This is a genomic window from Brevibacillus laterosporus (genome assembly GCA_007833815.1).
Lineage (GTDB): Bacteria > Bacillota > Bacilli > Brevibacillales > Brevibacillaceae > Brevibacillus_B > Brevibacillus_B laterosporus_D.
Genome location: CP033464.1, coordinates 3,078,990 through 3,093,832 on the forward strand (window position 1 = coordinate 3,078,990; position 14,843 = coordinate 3,093,832).

Consider the following 14,843-nt stretch of genomic DNA (forward strand, 5'->3'; position numbering starts at 1 on the left):
TAACAACAACCGTGCACAAGGGGTTGTTGTAATGAGTTTTCCATTTCGACGATTTATGGAATTAATTCGATTCTTTTTACTTTTTGTCACTTGTTCCTTGTTCAGTTATGGAGTAGTATCCTACTTATCACACCATATTTTGCCGGCGAATCCATATCGGGAACCTTCAGGGAATGCCGTTAAGGTGGTAAAATGGCTAGACAATAAACCCGTCTCTGAGTGGGACTGGTATTTGGAGCGCCTTCAGCTTTTTTTCTCGGAAGGGGAATGAGAAAGCAGGATTTTGAAAGTACGCTGTTGAAAGGTATAAGGTACCGCTCTGGTATAATTAATCCAGGAGGAGAAGTGGCTTCATGGATACGCTAATCGATCAATTCACCCACTTTCTAGCAGTAGAAAAAGGACTTGCAGTAAATACGTTGGAATCTTATCAACATGACTTGGTAATGTACGCTGCCTATTTAAGCGACCAGGGAATCAGCAAGGTAGAAGATACCACGCGTACTCATATCGTTGGCTATCTTTTAATGCTTCAAGAAAAAGGACGGGCTACGGCTACGTTATCTAGGAATATGGCCTCCATTCGTGCTTTTTATCAATTCTTGGTTCGAGACCGTCATATGACGACTGATCCATCTATTCATCTGGAGACACCCAAAATCGAGAAAAGGCTGCCTAAGGTGTTGTCCGTAGAAGAAGTAGAGCGTCTATTAGATGGTCCAAAAGGAAATGTGCCCATAGCATATCGTGATAAGGCCATGCTAGAATTACTGTATGCGACCGGAATTCGTGTTTCTGAGTTAGTATCCTTACAACTGGGGGATATTAATCTGGACATGGGCTTTGTTAAATGTATGGGGAAAGGCTCTAAAGAGCGTATGATTCCGCTTGGTAGCATTGCAATTCAAGTCATCCGTAACTACTTAGAGCGGGGACGTCCTCAGCTTGTTAAGGCTAGTTCGGATCAGGCGTTGTTTTTAAATCATTTAGGCACACAGATTACGCGCCAAGGTTTTTGGAAAATTATTAAAAAATATGCCTTACAAGAGGGAATTCAAAAGGAGATTACTCCGCATACCTTGCGACACTCCTTTGCAACACATCTTTTGGAAAATGGCGCAGATTTACGATCTGTACAAGAAATGCTGGGACATGCCGATATTTCTACAACACAAATTTATACGCATGTAACGCGTACGCGCATCAAAGATGTATATGCTAAAACACATCCTCGTGCCTAAAGAGATGAACGTACACTTTACAAGGCAGACTTCAAGTGCATAAGGAGGAACAGACAAATGAAGCGTTTTTCACGTGTATTTTTAATTGTGATGGATAGTGTTGGAATTGGTGAATTGCCAGATGCTAAGAGATTTAATGACGAAGGCTCTCATACACTTGGTCATATCGCACAAAAGGTAGAAGGATTTGCTCTGCCGCATCTTGCAGAATTGGGTCTGGGGAACATTGCTCCTCTACATAACGTACCAGCTGTAACTGCACCTCAGGCACATTACGGCAAAATGAAAGAAATCTCCATGGGTAAAGATACAACAACAGGTCATTGGGAAATTATGGGCTTGCATGTATCTACTCCGTTTAATACATATCCAGACGGATTTCCGCAAGAATTAATTGAGGAATTCGAGCAACGCATAGGACGTAAGGTCCTTGGAAATAAGGTAGCGTCCGGAACTGAAATCTTAGATGAACTGGGCGAAGAGCATATGAAAACAGGTGCAGTGATTGTGTATACGTCTGCTGATAGCGTATTCCAAGTTGCTGCTCATGAAGAGATCGTCCCGTTAGAAGAGCAATACAACATTTGTGAGGTTGCTCGTGAACTAACATTGCGTGACGAATATGCGGTTACACGTGTCATTGCTCGTCCGTTCTTAGGAAAAGCAGGTGCATTCGAGCGTACTTCTAACCGCCATGACTACTCTGTAAAGCCATTTGATAAAACTGTCATGAACAACCTTGTGGATGCGGGATTAACATCTATCGCTATTGGTAAAATTTCTGATATCTATGCGGAAGAGGGCGTAAGTAAAGAGGTTCGTTCCAAAGATAACATGGATGGAGTAGATAAAATGCTTCAAAGCATGCAAGAATCCTTTACCGGGCTTAGTTTCGTAAATCTGGTTGATTTCGATGCCAAATACGGTCATCGTCGTGATCCAGAAGGGTACGGAAAAGCCTTAATGGAATTTGATGCACGCATTCCAGAATTATTGGCTGCCTTGAAAGAAAATGACTTGCTTATCATTACAGCTGACCACGGAAATGATCCAACACACCATGGTACTGATCATACACGTGAATATGTTCCTGTATTGGCTTTCTATAAAAATTTGGAGACAGGCAAAAATCTAGGTGTACGTGAAACATTTGCTGACTTAGGTGCAACCATTGCCGAGAACTTCGAAGTAAAAATGCCGAAAATCGGCCAAAGTTTCTTAGCTCAATTGTAGGGGGAGAGCATACATGTCCAAAATTCTTGAAGCAAAAGCGTTTATTGAGGAAAAGCTGACTGAAAGGCCAACAATCGGTTTGGTTTTAGGCTCCGGTTTAGGCGTTTTGGCAGAAGAAATTGAAGAAGCTACCATTATTTCATACGACGAGATTCCTCATTTTACGAAGTCAACAGTAGTCGGACATAAAGGGCAATTGGTTATTGGGAAATTGAAGGGCAAGCAGGTAGTAGCGATGCAAGGTCGCTTTCATTACTATGAAGGTCATGATTTGGAAGCTGTTGTATTCCCGATTCGTGTTATGAAGGCGATTGGTGTAGAAACTATTATCGTGACAAACGCGGCAGGTGGCGTCAATGAATCCTATCAGCCAGGTAATCTGATGTTAATTTCTGATCATCTAAATCTGACATATCGTAATCCACTGATCGGTGAAAATGATGAGTCTTTAGGTGCTCGCTTCCCTGATATGTCTGAAGCTTACTCGAAACGCTTGCGTGGGCTCTCTAAAGAGATAGCAGCTACATTAGGGATCCAATTGCAAGAGGGCGTGTATGCAGGGCTACTAGGTCCATCCTATGAAACTCCTGCTGAGATTCGTATGTTGCGTATTTTAGGCGGGGATGCTGTTGGAATGTCCACAGTACCAGAAGTAATTGTGGCCCGTCATATGAACGTAGAGGTTCTAGGTATTTCTTGCATCAGCAACATGGCGGCAGGAATACTTGATCAACCATTATCCCATGATGAGGTAATGGAGACGACTGAGAAAGTGAAAGCAGAGTTTCTTTCTTTAGTAAAAGGTGTTATAGAAAAGATCTAAAAATACATGGCATGCCTATTAGTGGAACGCAAGGTATGCTTGATAGGTAACATAGAAAAATCCCTTTGGACAACAAGAGCCAAAGGGATTTTTGTACGTTATTGGTGATAACCTAGACCAAGCGATAACTGAGAGACGGTTCGCAACACTTTTTGCTGAAAAGCATCCATATAGGGAAGCATACGCTCAGAAGGACCGATCAGGCTGATAGAAGCGATAGCCTGACCAGTTGCATCGAAAATAGGTGCTGCAATAGCTGTTACACCAATGTTACGCAGATTAGAACTAACTTCATAGCCATTTTGTTTGATAGTTGTCAGACGCTGCTTCATTTCCTCAGAAGAAGTAAGTGATTGTGGTGTATATGCTTTTAGGCCAGTTGCCAGAATTTCATCAATGAAAGTCTCTGATTGATATGCCAGCAAGCAACGAGCACTACTGGTCGCATACAAGGGGAAGCGACGATGAGCATCGACGGTAAACCGGATAGGATATTGGGAATCTATTTTGTCCACATAAATGGCATCTCTACCATCCATGATGCAGAGACATACCAATTCTTTGGTCTGTTCCGCCAGCTCTTGTACATGGGGTTTAGCATATTCAACTGTATCGTGATCGCGTAATACCTTTGTGCCTAATTCAAGTAGGGTATAACCAAGTGAATACTGCTTGGTTTTTTGATTTTGGCGTATAAAGCCTTCGCTTTCTAGAGTTGTCAGTAATTTATGTACGGCACTTTTGGACATCGCCAGTGTCTTACTTATCTCTGTTACGCCTAATTCCTTAGGAGAATCCAGAAAGAGTTGCATGAGATGACAGCTTTTTTTTACGGAAGATAAGAAGTTGTCCATCCGATTATTCCTTTCCTATGAAAAGTCATGCATGGTTGACTAGGTATTCCAAAAAATGGGGGAAAAGCCCTGACGTAACGGTATTGTATCATGAACACATAATTTTCACAAATAATTGATTTTTAAAAATATTCATGCTAAAATTCACATATCGTTCTTATATAGATAACAACGTTCTCTTATAGTGAACAATAAAAAGAGAGTATGGGGGGCTTATGATGAAGAAAAAAGCGTGGTCTGTCTTATCCGTTATAGCACTTGCAGGAACGTTAGTAGCAGGCTGTGGAAACTCAGCGCAACCAGTAGCAAATAGTGGTTCGACATCGGTACCCGTGCAAGGTGGAGGTGCTGCGTCTACTCCAGCGAAAATGGAAAACAAACTAGTCATTGCTGGTAATGGCGCTACCGTAGAGAAATTAATGAAAGACGAGATTTTTAAAAAATTTAATGAAAAATATCCAGACGTAAAGCTCTCATATGTATCAGGTGTATCTACAGAAATTGTGGCTAAGGTGAAAGCACAACAAAATTCTCCACAGATCGATATAGCTATCGTTGAAGGTGGTGAGCAAGAGAAAGGTCGTACAGAAGGACTATGGCAGCCCATTACAGCTACAGAAATCTCTAATGCTGCTAACGTATCTGATGACTTAAAAGTGTTAGATAATTCGGGAGTTACAGTCAATTTCACGCCGATGGGTATCTCTTACAATAGTGAGTTAGTTAAAGCAAAAGGTATGCCTGTTCCAGAATCTTGGAATGATCTCACTCGTCCTGAAATGAAAGGAAATCTGACTTTAACCGATGTAACAAGCAACTTTGGACGAAGTACTTTGATTATGCTTGCGTATACAAATGGCGGTTCGGAAAAAGAGATGGAAGAGGGCTTTAAAAAGCTGGAAACGATTGCAGGATATATGCCTACATTTGCAAAGTCAGCAGCACAGCTACAACAGAATTTGCAAAGTAAAACGTCCGCTTACACTGCTTGGACAATGGCCCGTAGTATCACGCAGAAAAAGTCGGGTTTACCACTTGAATTCGTGTTTCCCAAAGAAGGGGCCAACATTGTACCTAACGTAGCAGTTATGGTAAAAGGTGCGAAACATCCAGAAGCAGCTAAAGAATTTATTAACTTCTTATTAACAGATGAAGTGCAAAACATGTATGCCTCAAAATTGTATTACAACCCAGCTACCAAAGTGAACTTACCAGACGAGATAAAGAAACAGCTTGATTTTGACCGCACGAGAGTCGTAAATTTTGATTATTCTGTTTTGGGCAACAAAACGGGAGAGTGGGTTGACCGTTTCAACAAGGAAATCGCACCAAGGGTAGGAAAGTAGGTGTCCACATTGACTAGAGTATTTGATGTAGAATTCATCAATGTTCAGAAAAAATTCCAGAATCAAATTGTTGTTGATAACTTCCAGCTTCAGATTGAGCAAGGGGAGTTCATCTCCTTGCTCGGACCTTCGGGTTGTGGCAAAACGACAACGTTACATATGATCGCTGGATTTTTAGATCCCGATCAAGGTGAGTTGCTCATTAAAGGAAAGAAGATGAATGGAGTTCCTCCTTACAAACGTGAATTGGGCATGGTATTCCAAACCTATTCTTTATTTCCACACATGACTGTAGGAGAGAATATTGGTTACGGATTAAAACTACGCAAAATATCTAAAACGGAACAAAAAGAAAAGATACGAAAAGTTCTAGAGCTGGTGAAGCTACCGCATGTAATAGACCGCTATCCCAAGCAGCTATCTGGTGGACAGCGCCAACGTATTGCGATTGCTCGAGCATTAGTGGTTGAGCCATCCCTATTACTTCTCGACGAACCATTAAGCAATCTGGATGCGAAATTACGTGAAGAATTACGTGATGAGCTTAAGCGTCTACATCAGGAAATCGGCGTTACAACTATTTTTGTTACGCACGATCAGGAAGAAGCATTATCGCTATCTGATCGAATTGCAGTTATGAATAACGGACGTGTAGAGCAAATTGGTCGACCTCATGAAATTTATCATCATCCTGCAACCGAATTTGTTCATACGTTTATTGGTAAGTCTAATAGATTGCCTGGTCTCATTACATCTATTGAAGGGCAAACCATGATCATAAAGACAGATGGAGATTGGGAGATGCAGGCTGTGGTGACAGATAAAATCTTCCAAGTAGGACAGCGAGTGACTGCCTATGTTCGTCCTGAAAAAATCAAATTATGTCCATTAAGTGATAGATCAGGTGATCAAATCACCGCCGATCATAAAATGTATGGACAACTATCGTTCTCTTCGTTCCTTGGAGCATATACAGAATGTAAGGTGTGTATTGGCGGAGTTCAGCTGGATGTGCGTGTGCAAGAATCTAGTGTGCTTACCGAAATTAAACATGGAGAGACAGTAATCTGTCAATGGGATAAAGAAGATGTATTTGTCATGACGGAGGGGAGGAAGTAGGAGATGTCCAAACGACTTGCCTATCTGTTATTACTTTTGCCAGCAATGATTATTTTGCTGGGTGTTTTTCTGATTCCTATGCTCTTGATCCTTCTTTTAAGTTTTGAAGGGGCAGAGGGTCAATTTAGTTGGTCTAACTATCTCTTGTTGTTTCAAGATACCTATTATCTAGAGATTCTAGGAAGAACGATTACCTTAAGTTTGTATACGGTTGTTTGTACGTTACTACTAGCTTATCCTGTGGCCATGTTTATGGCCAGCACACAAGGAAAGATGCGCGGGCTTGTCACGATGTTAATTTTGTGTCCACATCTTATTAGTGTTGTCATACGGAATTTTGGCTGGGTGGTTATCCTTGGAGATACTGGTTGGATTAATAGTTTGTTGATAAAAGTAGGGCTTATTGATGCACCAATACGTTTGTTATACAACGAATTGGGCATTGTCGTAGGCTTAACGGATGCTTTTATTGCTTATATGGTATTAGCGATTGCTACTAGTCTGTACACCATTGATGCTTCTTTGTATAAAGCAGCTTCTATCTTAGGGGCAACACGTCTTCAGTCGTTCTTTCACATTACGTTACCTCTAAGTATACCAGGTGTGTTTGCCGGTATTACGCTTGTATTCAGCTTGTCGATGAGTGCTTATGTAACGCCTGCTCTTATGGGGGGAACGTCTGTTAAAGTGATTCCTGTATTAGCTTTTGAACAGATCATGTCGACATTGAACTGGCCATTAGGGGCAGCTCTCGCAATATTATTGCTTTCAAGTACGGTTGTGCTGGTCACATTATTTACACGATTAGTAGAAACAAAAAGGTATAAAGAGGTGTTTACATCATGAGACAAGGAAGATTTTCCTGGCTAGGTGTTATCACCGTCGCCATTTTGATTTTTGTAAATGCACCTTTTTTGATTATTATTCCTAGTTCGTTTACGTCTGCGGGTTATCTGTCGTTCCCCCCTGAAGGGTTCTCTTTTGATTGGTATAAACAAATCCTAGATCGTCCAGAGTTCATTGATGCATTCTGGTTTAGCTTGCAGCTTGCAGCTATTACAGCTATCCTTGCTACACTGATTGGTACTATGGCTGCTCTAGCTATTTCTAAGTATCAATTTAAGGGAAAGAACATAATAAGCGGGTTACTCTTGTTACCTTTAACAGTTCCATCGCTCATTATTGGTATCGCCGCCCTGCTTTTCTTTACTCGACTAGAGCTGGGAGGAACATTCCTTGGCTTGTTGCTGGCTCACGTTTTAATTTCTATTCCTTATGTAGTACGACTGGTTTTGACGGGGTTAACTACATTTGATTACACCCTGGAAAAAGCAGCGTATATGTTGGGAGCAAGGCCGCTACATGTTTTCTGGGATATTACACTACCAATGCTTCGTCCAGCGATTTTGTCAGGATTTATCTTCTCCTTCCTGACCTCGTTTGATAATGTGACAATTTCCTTGTTTCTTGTCGCTCCCGATACAACAACGTTACCACTTGCCATTTTTACGTACATGCAAGAGTCTCTTGATCCGATGGTAGCGTCTATCTCATCTGTCGTTATTTTAATTAGCCTATTCTTTATCTTTTTATTAGAGAAGGTGTATGGTTTAGATCGATTGTTTGGATTAAACGCACAACAACACTAATGGAGATGTCATTTACCTATGGCCCTATATACTTATCTGCAAGAACAACTTCCTAGCTTTTTGCAACGATTAGAGGAGAGTGTCAATATCGACTCTCCTTCCAAACATAAACCACAGAGTGAAAAAATGATTGCTTGGTATATAAAAGAAATACAAAAATTAACAAATGGAGTCATCCATCGTTATACGAATCCCACCTATGGCGACCAACTGCGCTGTGAGGTGGGGACAGGTAAGAAAAGAATTTTATTAGTTGGTCATTATGACACGGTATGGCCACTACAAGAATCCGTGGAGCGACCATTTCGCTGCGAAGACGGAAAAGCATATGGTCCAGGTGTTTATGATATGAAGGCAGGAATTCTCCAAGCACTATTTGCTATTCATGCTCTGGATATGTTTGATCGTTTGCCCAAAGATAAAACATTTGTTCTTCTTTTAACAGGTGATGAAGAGATCGGTAGTCCTACTTCACGTATGATTTTGGAAGAGGAAGCAAAAAAAGCAGAGGTAGCCTTCATCTTGGAACCTCCGATGGCTCCACATGGGGCGTTGAAGACGTGGCGTAAAGGTAGCTCACAATATACCATTCAGGTATCAGGTGTCTCAGCTCATGCAGGTGTGGACCATGCAAAGGGAATTTCAGCTATTCAAGAGATGACCTATCATATTCAACGATTGCATAACCTTACCAATTATGACAGTGGAACAACCGTTAATGTAGGAACTGTCACTGGAGGGGTGGGGAGAAATGTAGTAGCCGATTATGCCGAAGCAGAAGTAGATGTACGAGTTCAATCTCAAGAGGAAGCCGAACGGTTACACCAAGTGATCATGTCTTTACAACCGGTACTTACTGGAACAAAGCTGGTTGTAAAAGGCGGAATTAGCCGTCCGCCCATGGAAAAAACAGAGAAAAGCTATGCACTCTTTTCGTTAGCAAAGTTTATCTGTGAGCAAGAATTTTCTTGCTCTTTAACCGAAGAGGGAACAGGTGGGGTAAGTGATGGTAATTTCGTTGCTGCTTGTGGCGTGCCTACGTTAGATGGATTGGGGGCAAGTGGAGATTATGCTCATTCTCCGCGTGAGTTCATTTGGATTAAAGATATTCCAAAACGAACCACACTATTAGCTCGTTTGTTAGAAGAATGTTAAAAATGATTTTGTGATACTCTCTTGATCCAAACATAAGCCAAATCTGCTTTTGCAGATATACTGGTGGGTGGATAAGAGAGTTTTTCCATTTAGATGTTACTATGTGGGGTTAAAAATGCATGCATGATGTTACATATGTGAGATAATTCTGTCAGATGAACATAAAAAATAATAAAATAAATAAATTATAATAATGAATGACAAAGAAAGGAAGATTTCAAACAAGTGACAAAAAGAAAGCGTAATCATAGCTTTATTTGCAAGACTCTTTTGACTGAAACCGAAAAGTTTATGAAAATTGACTGGTCAGTTTAGTATACAACATACATTTGTAGGAAATTCATGATAGCTCTATTCACTTTGTTTATAATATTTTATGTTTGCAGGGGCTCTAATTCGTTGACACCGTAATAAATTCGTAATATTTTTATATGTAACAGAGAGTTTGTTTCGTTATTTTGCGAAATTCGTAAAGAAACGGAAATGATTGAAAGTGAATTCGTAGAGTAAATGAGCTTAAACAGAAATATGAGTAAAATGGAGTGGTAAGATTGAGGAAAATCGACCATGTGGATAGGCAAATCTTGCAGATCCTCCAAGAAGATGGCCGAACTCCTTATACAGAGATTGCTCACCAATTAAAAGTGAGTGAAGGCACGATTCGCTCGAGGATATCCCGACTATTACATGATGGAGTTTTTCAATTCGTCATTCGCACCGACCCGGAAAAATTGGGGCTTGATGTGCTAGCCTTTATCGGGCTAACCACGAAATTGGGCAAACAGAAACAAGTAGCTGCTGAGTTAACCCAATTACCTCAGGTTACATTCGTGGGAGCTTTTAGTGGCAAGCACGATTTAATTATACAAGCCTGTTTTTACAGCAATGATGAACTGATTATCTTCGTTAATGAGCAACTCTCGCGAATCGATGGAATTCTCGCTGCCGATGTCTCTTTGGAGCTAAAGCAGTATAAAGAATCTTTTTCGTACGTGCGTGAAGAGGATAATGTAACACCAGAAGGGAGTTGAACAATCCGGTTTTAGGACCATATCTTCCGATGCTAGATTTTTCTGAAAAAACATAAAATGAGAGCATTGTACCATGAATCATGCACCTTTCAGTATAGGGCATGATTTAGTGAACCACTTGCCCTCTGTTTTGATGTATGATCAGCCTTCTTGAATTATATCGGTAAAAAAGCACGAGAGAACCTATCGTGTCGTATCTAGAATATTCAGAATGAATAGCATATTTGGTTTCCTTTACTTAAGTAGTACAATAACGCATAAGACTATTTTTCCTTCTCAGAGAAGGATAGAGCACGCTCAAAAACTGTCGAATATTGTAAAATGCTTGCTAAAAAATGATGATCGCTTGTACAGTAGCACAATCATATATTCACGTAAGGTCATTAAGATGTCTGACGTGGATTGTGTAGAGATAGTAGAAATCTTTTAAGGGGGAATGAGGTTTGCTCCGTTACCTTGGTAAACGTATCATCTTTATGTTTTTTTCTCTGTTTTTAATTGTTACCGCGACTTTTTTCCTGATGCATTCAATTCCGGGGGGACCATTCACCGGTGAACGTAATGTACCACCAGAGATTCAAAAAGCGCTGGAAGCAAAATACAATCTGGACTTGCCGATCAGTCAGCAGTACCTGCTGTATTTGAAAGGGATCGCTACCTGGGATTTGGGTCCATCCTTTACTGAGAAATCATCAACGGTTAATGATATGATCAATCGTGGATTTCCTGTATCAGCACATTTAGGTTTACAAGCTTTATTAGTAGCCATTTTTGGTGGAATTTCCTTGGGCGTTATCGCAGCTCTTTATCATAACAAATGGCAGGATTATAGTGCCATGTTGATTGCGGTGCTTGGACTTTCTGTACCTAGCTTTATTCTTGCAAGTTTTTATCAATATATTTTCTCGATTGAACTTGGGTGGTTCCCGATTGCAAAATGGGATACTTGGAAACATACCGTTCTACCAACATTCGCGTTGGCAGCAAGCCCGCTAGCCTTTATCGCGCGTCTGACTCGTTCTAATATGATTGAAATTATGGGACAAGATTACATTAAAACGGCTAAATCTAAAGGGTTAAGTACTTTCGTTATCACAGTAAAGCACGCGATTCGAAATGCTCTATTACCTGTTATTACTTACTTAGGTCCTTTGGCTGCTAGCATTTTGACTGGGGCATTCGTTGTTGAGAGAATCTTTGGTATCCCTGGTCTTGGTAGAGAATTCGTTATATCCATTACGAATCGTGACTATACGGTTATCATGGGTACGACCGTCTTCTATGCGATGATACTTGTTGTCATGGTTTTGATTGTGGATATTGCCTATACATTGATTGACCCACGCATTAAGCTTGGCGATGTTGGAAAGGAGTAGTGACAGTATGCAATTAACAGAAAAACACTTTGAGCCTGTCTCGGTAGATGCTAGTCAGGCAGAACAAATTAAGCGTCCAAGTTTATCCTTTTGGCAAGATGCATGGCGCCGTCTAAAACAAAATAAAGTAGCAATGGTTTCACTTATCTTTTTAATAGCTCTTATCGTTTGTGCTATTTTTATGCCGATGGTGAGTTCCAATGACTACTTCTCTACAGATTTGACTGGTAAAAACAAAAAGCCTTCCATGGAGCACTTCTTTGGGACGGATGATTTGGGACGCGATATGTTCGTTCGAATTTGGTACGGTGCACGTATCTCCCTTGAAGTAGGTTTTGCCGCTGCCTTTATCGATTTGATTGTTGGAGTACTTTGGGGTGGTATTGCAGGTTTCTACGGTGGTAAAGTTGACGAGGTTATGATGCGTATTGCGGATATCCTGTTTGCTATTCCTTATCTATTAGTAGTTATCTTGCTGTTGGTTGTATTAAAGCCTGGTGTTACCACTATTATTTTAGCCCTCACCATAACGGGTTGGATCGGAATGGCTAGGATTGTACGGGGTCAGATGTTGCAGCTTAAACAACAAGAGTATGTATTAGCTGCGAAATCACTTGGAGCTGATAGTAATCGTATCATCTTTAAGCATTTGATTCCGAATGCTCTGGGTCCGATCATCGTAACGTTGAGCTTGTCAATTCCAAGTGCGATCTTTGCTGAAGCATTCTTGTCCTTCCTAGGTCTAGGCGTTTCCGCACCGGTAGCTTCATGGGGAACCATGGCATCCGAGGGGCTGCCAGCGATGAAGTATTACCCGTGGCGATTAATGTTCCCAGCTGTATTTATCAGTTTAACCATTTTGGCCTTAAACTTGTTGGGTGACGGTATACGAGATGCAGTAGACCCACGCTTACGTAAATAGGAGGGATTAGGATGGAACGAATTTTGGAAGTTAAAGATTTGCATGTTTCCTTCCACACCTATGCTGGTGAAGTGAAAGCTGTGCGTGGCGTAAACTTTCATGTAAATAAAGGGGAAGCAGTAGCAATCGTAGGGGAGTCCGGCTGTGGAAAGTCGGTAACAGCTCAATCGTTGATGAAGCTAATTCCGACACCTCCGGGTGAATATAAGCAAGGTCAAATCTTGTTTAATGGTCAAGATATTATTAAGAAGACAAATAAAGAAATGGAATCCATTCGTGGTAAAGAAATGGGTATGATTTTCCAAGATCCTATGACTTCTTTAAACCCAACTATGACGATTGGTAATCAAATCATGGAAGGTTTGATTAAACATCAAAACATGTCCAAAGCGGCTGCAAAAGAACGTGCCGTGGAATTATTAAATATCGTAGGTATTCCACAGCCAGATCGTCGTGTGAACCAATACCCACATGAATTTTCTGGTGGTATGCGCCAACGTGGAATGATTGCTATCTCTCTTGCATGTTCGCCAAAGCTGTTAATTGCCGATGAGCCAACAACAGCTTTGGATGTGACTATTCAAGCGCAGATTCTTGATTTGATGAAAGATTTACAAAAGAAAATGGGTACTTCCATTATCATGATTACGCATGATTTGGGTGTTGTTGCCGAAATGTGCGATCGTGTAGTTGTTATGTATGCTGGTAAGGTAATTGAAGAGGGTACAATTGATGAAGTATTCTACAATCCTCAGCATCCATATACAAAAGGTTTGTTGCGCTCTGTACCACGCCTTGACTTAGATCGTGATGAGCCGCTTACTCCAATCTTCGGTACACCACCTGATCTATTAAAACCTCCAGTGGGTTGCGGCTTTGCTGCTCGCTGTGAATGCACAATGAAGGTGTGCATGGAATATGATCCGGAATTGACCACCATTAGCGATAGTCAACGTGCCGCTTGCTGGTTGCAACATCCGCTTGCACAAGCTCGCACAGGTTCGTAGGGGAGGAGGAGCACAGATGTCAAACAAAGATCTGTCAAACAGTGATACATTGGTTGAGGTACGTAATTTAAAGAAATTCTTTAAGATCGGTGAAAGTACGTTAAAAGCGGTTAATGACGTATCATTTACTATTAAACGCGGTGAAACATTAGGAATCGTAGGCGAGTCAGGTTGTGGGAAATCTACAGCTGGCCGTACAATGCTTCGCTTGTATGAACCAACCGACGGGCAAGTAATTTTTGAGGGTAAAGATCTATCTAAATTAAGCCCGACTGAAATGAAAGCGATGCGTCGTAACATCCAGATGATTTTCCAAGACCCATACGCTTCTCTTAACCCGCGTATGACAGTTGGCGATATTATCGGGGAAGCATTAGATATCCATGGTCTTGCTACAGGTTCAAAACGTAAAGAACGTATTCAAGAATTGCTTGCTTTAGTAAGTTTGAATCCAGAGCATACGAACCGTTTTCCACATGAGTTTTCTGGTGGTCAGCGTCAACGTATCGGGATTGCACGAGCACTAGCTGTTGAGCCGCAATTCATCGTATGTGACGAACCAATATCTGCGTTGGACGTATCCGTTCAAGCTCAGGTTGTTAACTTGTTGGAACAATTGCAAGAAAAAATGGGTTTAACTTATATGTTTATCGCCCATGACTTGTCCATGGTTAAGTATATTTCTGACCGTGTTGGCGTTATGTATTTGGGAAAAATGGTGGAGCTGGCAGACAGTGAAAAGCTGTATGAAAAACCGCTACATCCATATACACAAGCCTTATTATCCGCGATTCCGATTCCAGATCCTGAAATCGAACGTAATCGTGAGCGTATCGTCCTTCAAGGCGATGTACCGAGTCCAATGAACCCACCGAGCGGTTGTCATTTCCGTACGCGTTGCCCGAAAGCAATGCCGGAATGTGCAGCGAAAGAACCGGTTTGGAAAGAGATTGAACCAGGCCATTTCGCAGCTTGTCACCTGTATAACTAAACTCGTTGAATTGTTCAAGAAACTAGTACAAAAGAAAACGGCGCCTTGCATCATAGCAGGGCGTCGTTGTTCTTTTTGATCGATGGGAATGTTGTG

At 41.2% G+C, this 14,843-nt stretch carries 15 protein-coding genes; 14 read left to right on the plus strand and 1 reads right to left on the minus strand.

Features of this window, described 5'->3' with window-relative positions:
* Positions 1 to 31: 31 nt before the first annotated feature.
* The 4 genes from EEL30_16125 to EEL30_16140 all read left to right on the plus strand — a co-directional run bounded on the left by EEL30_16125 (position 32) and on the right by EEL30_16140 (position 3,297).
* Positions 32 to 271 carry a DUF4227 family protein gene (locus EEL30_16125; GenBank protein QDX93688.1) on the plus strand — a complete coding sequence of 80 codons (240 nt, stop codon included), beginning with the start codon at positions 32 to 34 and terminating at the stop codon, positions 269 to 271.
* A gap of 82 nt (positions 272 to 353) precedes the next feature.
* On the plus strand, positions 354 to 1,241 hold the full coding sequence (gene xerD, locus EEL30_16130) for a site-specific tyrosine recombinase XerD (GenBank protein ID QDX93689.1): 888 nt from the start codon (positions 354 to 356) through the stop codon (positions 1,239 to 1,241).
* Positions 1,242 to 1,298: 57 nt separating this feature from the next.
* The gene (gene deoB / locus EEL30_16135) at positions 1,299 to 2,474 is read left to right on the plus strand and encodes a phosphopentomutase (protein QDX93690.1); all 1,176 of its coding nucleotides are present in this window, start codon (positions 1,299 to 1,301) and stop codon (positions 2,472 to 2,474) included.
* 13 nt (positions 2,475 to 2,487) lie between these two features.
* Positions 2,488 to 3,297 (plus strand): purine-nucleoside phosphorylase, encoded by an 810-nt coding sequence (locus tag EEL30_16140; GenBank protein ID QDX93691.1) that lies wholly within the window; start codon positions 2,488 to 2,490, stop codon positions 3,295 to 3,297.
* A 98-nt stretch (positions 3,298 to 3,395) separates the two neighbouring features.
* Here the strand turns inward: EEL30_16140 and EEL30_16145 are convergent, their stop codons facing one another.
* Positions 3,396 to 4,151: an IclR family transcriptional regulator gene (locus EEL30_16145; GenBank protein QDX93692.1), complete on the minus strand. Its 756-nt coding sequence runs from the start codon at positions 4,149 to 4,151 to the stop codon at positions 3,396 to 3,398.
* Positions 4,152 to 4,369: 218 nt separating this feature from the next.
* Here EEL30_16145 and EEL30_16150 point away from each other — a divergent pair, with 218 nt between their 5' ends.
* The 10 genes from EEL30_16150 to EEL30_16195 all read left to right on the plus strand — a co-directional run bounded on the left by EEL30_16150 (position 4,370) and on the right by EEL30_16195 (position 14,747).
* Positions 4,370 to 5,497 (plus strand): ABC transporter substrate-binding protein, encoded by a 1,128-nt coding sequence (locus EEL30_16150; GenBank protein QDX93693.1) that lies wholly within the window; start codon positions 4,370 to 4,372, stop codon positions 5,495 to 5,497.
* Positions 5,498 to 5,506: 9 nt separating this feature from the next.
* Positions 5,507 to 6,616, plus strand: a complete 1,110-nt coding sequence (locus EEL30_16155; GenBank protein QDX95791.1) for an ABC transporter ATP-binding protein — start codon at positions 5,507 to 5,509, stop codon at positions 6,614 to 6,616.
* 3 nt (positions 6,617 to 6,619) lie between these two features.
* Positions 6,620 to 7,462, plus strand: a complete 843-nt coding sequence (locus EEL30_16160) for an ABC transporter permease (GenBank protein QDX93694.1) — start codon at positions 6,620 to 6,622, stop codon at positions 7,460 to 7,462.
* Positions 7,459 to 8,265 carry an ABC transporter permease gene (locus tag EEL30_16165; protein QDX93695.1) on the plus strand — a complete coding sequence of 269 codons (807 nt, stop codon included), beginning with the start codon at positions 7,459 to 7,461 and terminating at the stop codon, positions 8,263 to 8,265. Before EEL30_16160 ends, EEL30_16165 begins: the two co-directional genes overlap by 4 nt.
* Before the next feature lie 18 nt (positions 8,266 to 8,283).
* Positions 8,284 to 9,420 (plus strand): M20 family peptidase, encoded by a 1,137-nt coding sequence (locus tag EEL30_16170; GenBank protein QDX93696.1) that lies wholly within the window; start codon positions 8,284 to 8,286, stop codon positions 9,418 to 9,420.
* A gap of 551 nt (positions 9,421 to 9,971) precedes the next feature.
* Positions 9,972 to 10,451, plus strand: a complete 480-nt coding sequence (locus EEL30_16175; GenBank protein ID QDX93697.1) for an Lrp/AsnC family transcriptional regulator — start codon at positions 9,972 to 9,974, stop codon at positions 10,449 to 10,451.
* A 443-nt stretch (positions 10,452 to 10,894) separates the two neighbouring features.
* Entirely contained in the window at positions 10,895 to 11,827 is a 933-nt protein-coding gene (locus EEL30_16180; GenBank protein ID QDX93698.1) for an ABC transporter permease, read from the plus strand.
* A 7-nt stretch (positions 11,828 to 11,834) separates the two neighbouring features.
* Positions 11,835 to 12,749 carry an ABC transporter permease gene (locus EEL30_16185; GenBank protein QDX93699.1) on the plus strand — a complete coding sequence of 305 codons (915 nt, stop codon included), beginning with the start codon at positions 11,835 to 11,837 and terminating at the stop codon, positions 12,747 to 12,749.
* Between the two features lie 11 nt (positions 12,750 to 12,760).
* Entirely contained in the window at positions 12,761 to 13,756 is a 996-nt protein-coding gene (locus EEL30_16190) for an ABC transporter ATP-binding protein (GenBank protein QDX93700.1), read from the plus strand.
* Positions 13,757 to 13,787: 31 nt separating this feature from the next.
* Positions 13,788 to 14,747 (plus strand): ATP-binding cassette domain-containing protein, encoded by a 960-nt coding sequence (locus EEL30_16195; GenBank protein QDX95792.1) that lies wholly within the window; start codon positions 13,788 to 13,790, stop codon positions 14,745 to 14,747.
* The last annotated feature ends 96 nt before the right edge of the window (positions 14,748 to 14,843 follow it).

Coding starts and splice junctions, on each gene's coding strand:
- EEL30_16125 (QDX93688.1), top strand. CDS start 32: ATGAGTTTTCCATTTCGACGATTTATGGAATTAATTCGATTCTTTTTA.
- xerD (QDX93689.1), top strand. CDS start 354: ATGGATACGCTAATCGATCAATTCACCCACTTTCTAGCAGTAGAAAAA.
- deoB (QDX93690.1), top strand. CDS start 1,299: ATGAAGCGTTTTTCACGTGTATTTTTAATTGTGATGGATAGTGTTGGA.
- EEL30_16140 (QDX93691.1), top strand. CDS start 2,488: ATGTCCAAAATTCTTGAAGCAAAAGCGTTTATTGAGGAAAAGCTGACT.
- EEL30_16145 (QDX93692.1), bottom strand. CDS start 4,151: ATGGACAACTTCTTATCTTCCGTAAAAAAAAGCTGTCATCTCATGCAA.
- EEL30_16150 (QDX93693.1), top strand. CDS start 4,370: ATGAAGAAAAAAGCGTGGTCTGTCTTATCCGTTATAGCACTTGCAGGA.
- EEL30_16160 (QDX93694.1), top strand. CDS start 6,620: ATGTCCAAACGACTTGCCTATCTGTTATTACTTTTGCCAGCAATGATT.
- EEL30_16165 (QDX93695.1), top strand. CDS start 7,459: ATGAGACAAGGAAGATTTTCCTGGCTAGGTGTTATCACCGTCGCCATT.
- EEL30_16170 (QDX93696.1), top strand. CDS start 8,284: ATGGCCCTATATACTTATCTGCAAGAACAACTTCCTAGCTTTTTGCAA.
- EEL30_16185 (QDX93699.1), top strand. CDS start 11,835: ATGCAATTAACAGAAAAACACTTTGAGCCTGTCTCGGTAGATGCTAGT.
- EEL30_16190 (QDX93700.1), top strand. CDS start 12,761: ATGGAACGAATTTTGGAAGTTAAAGATTTGCATGTTTCCTTCCACACC.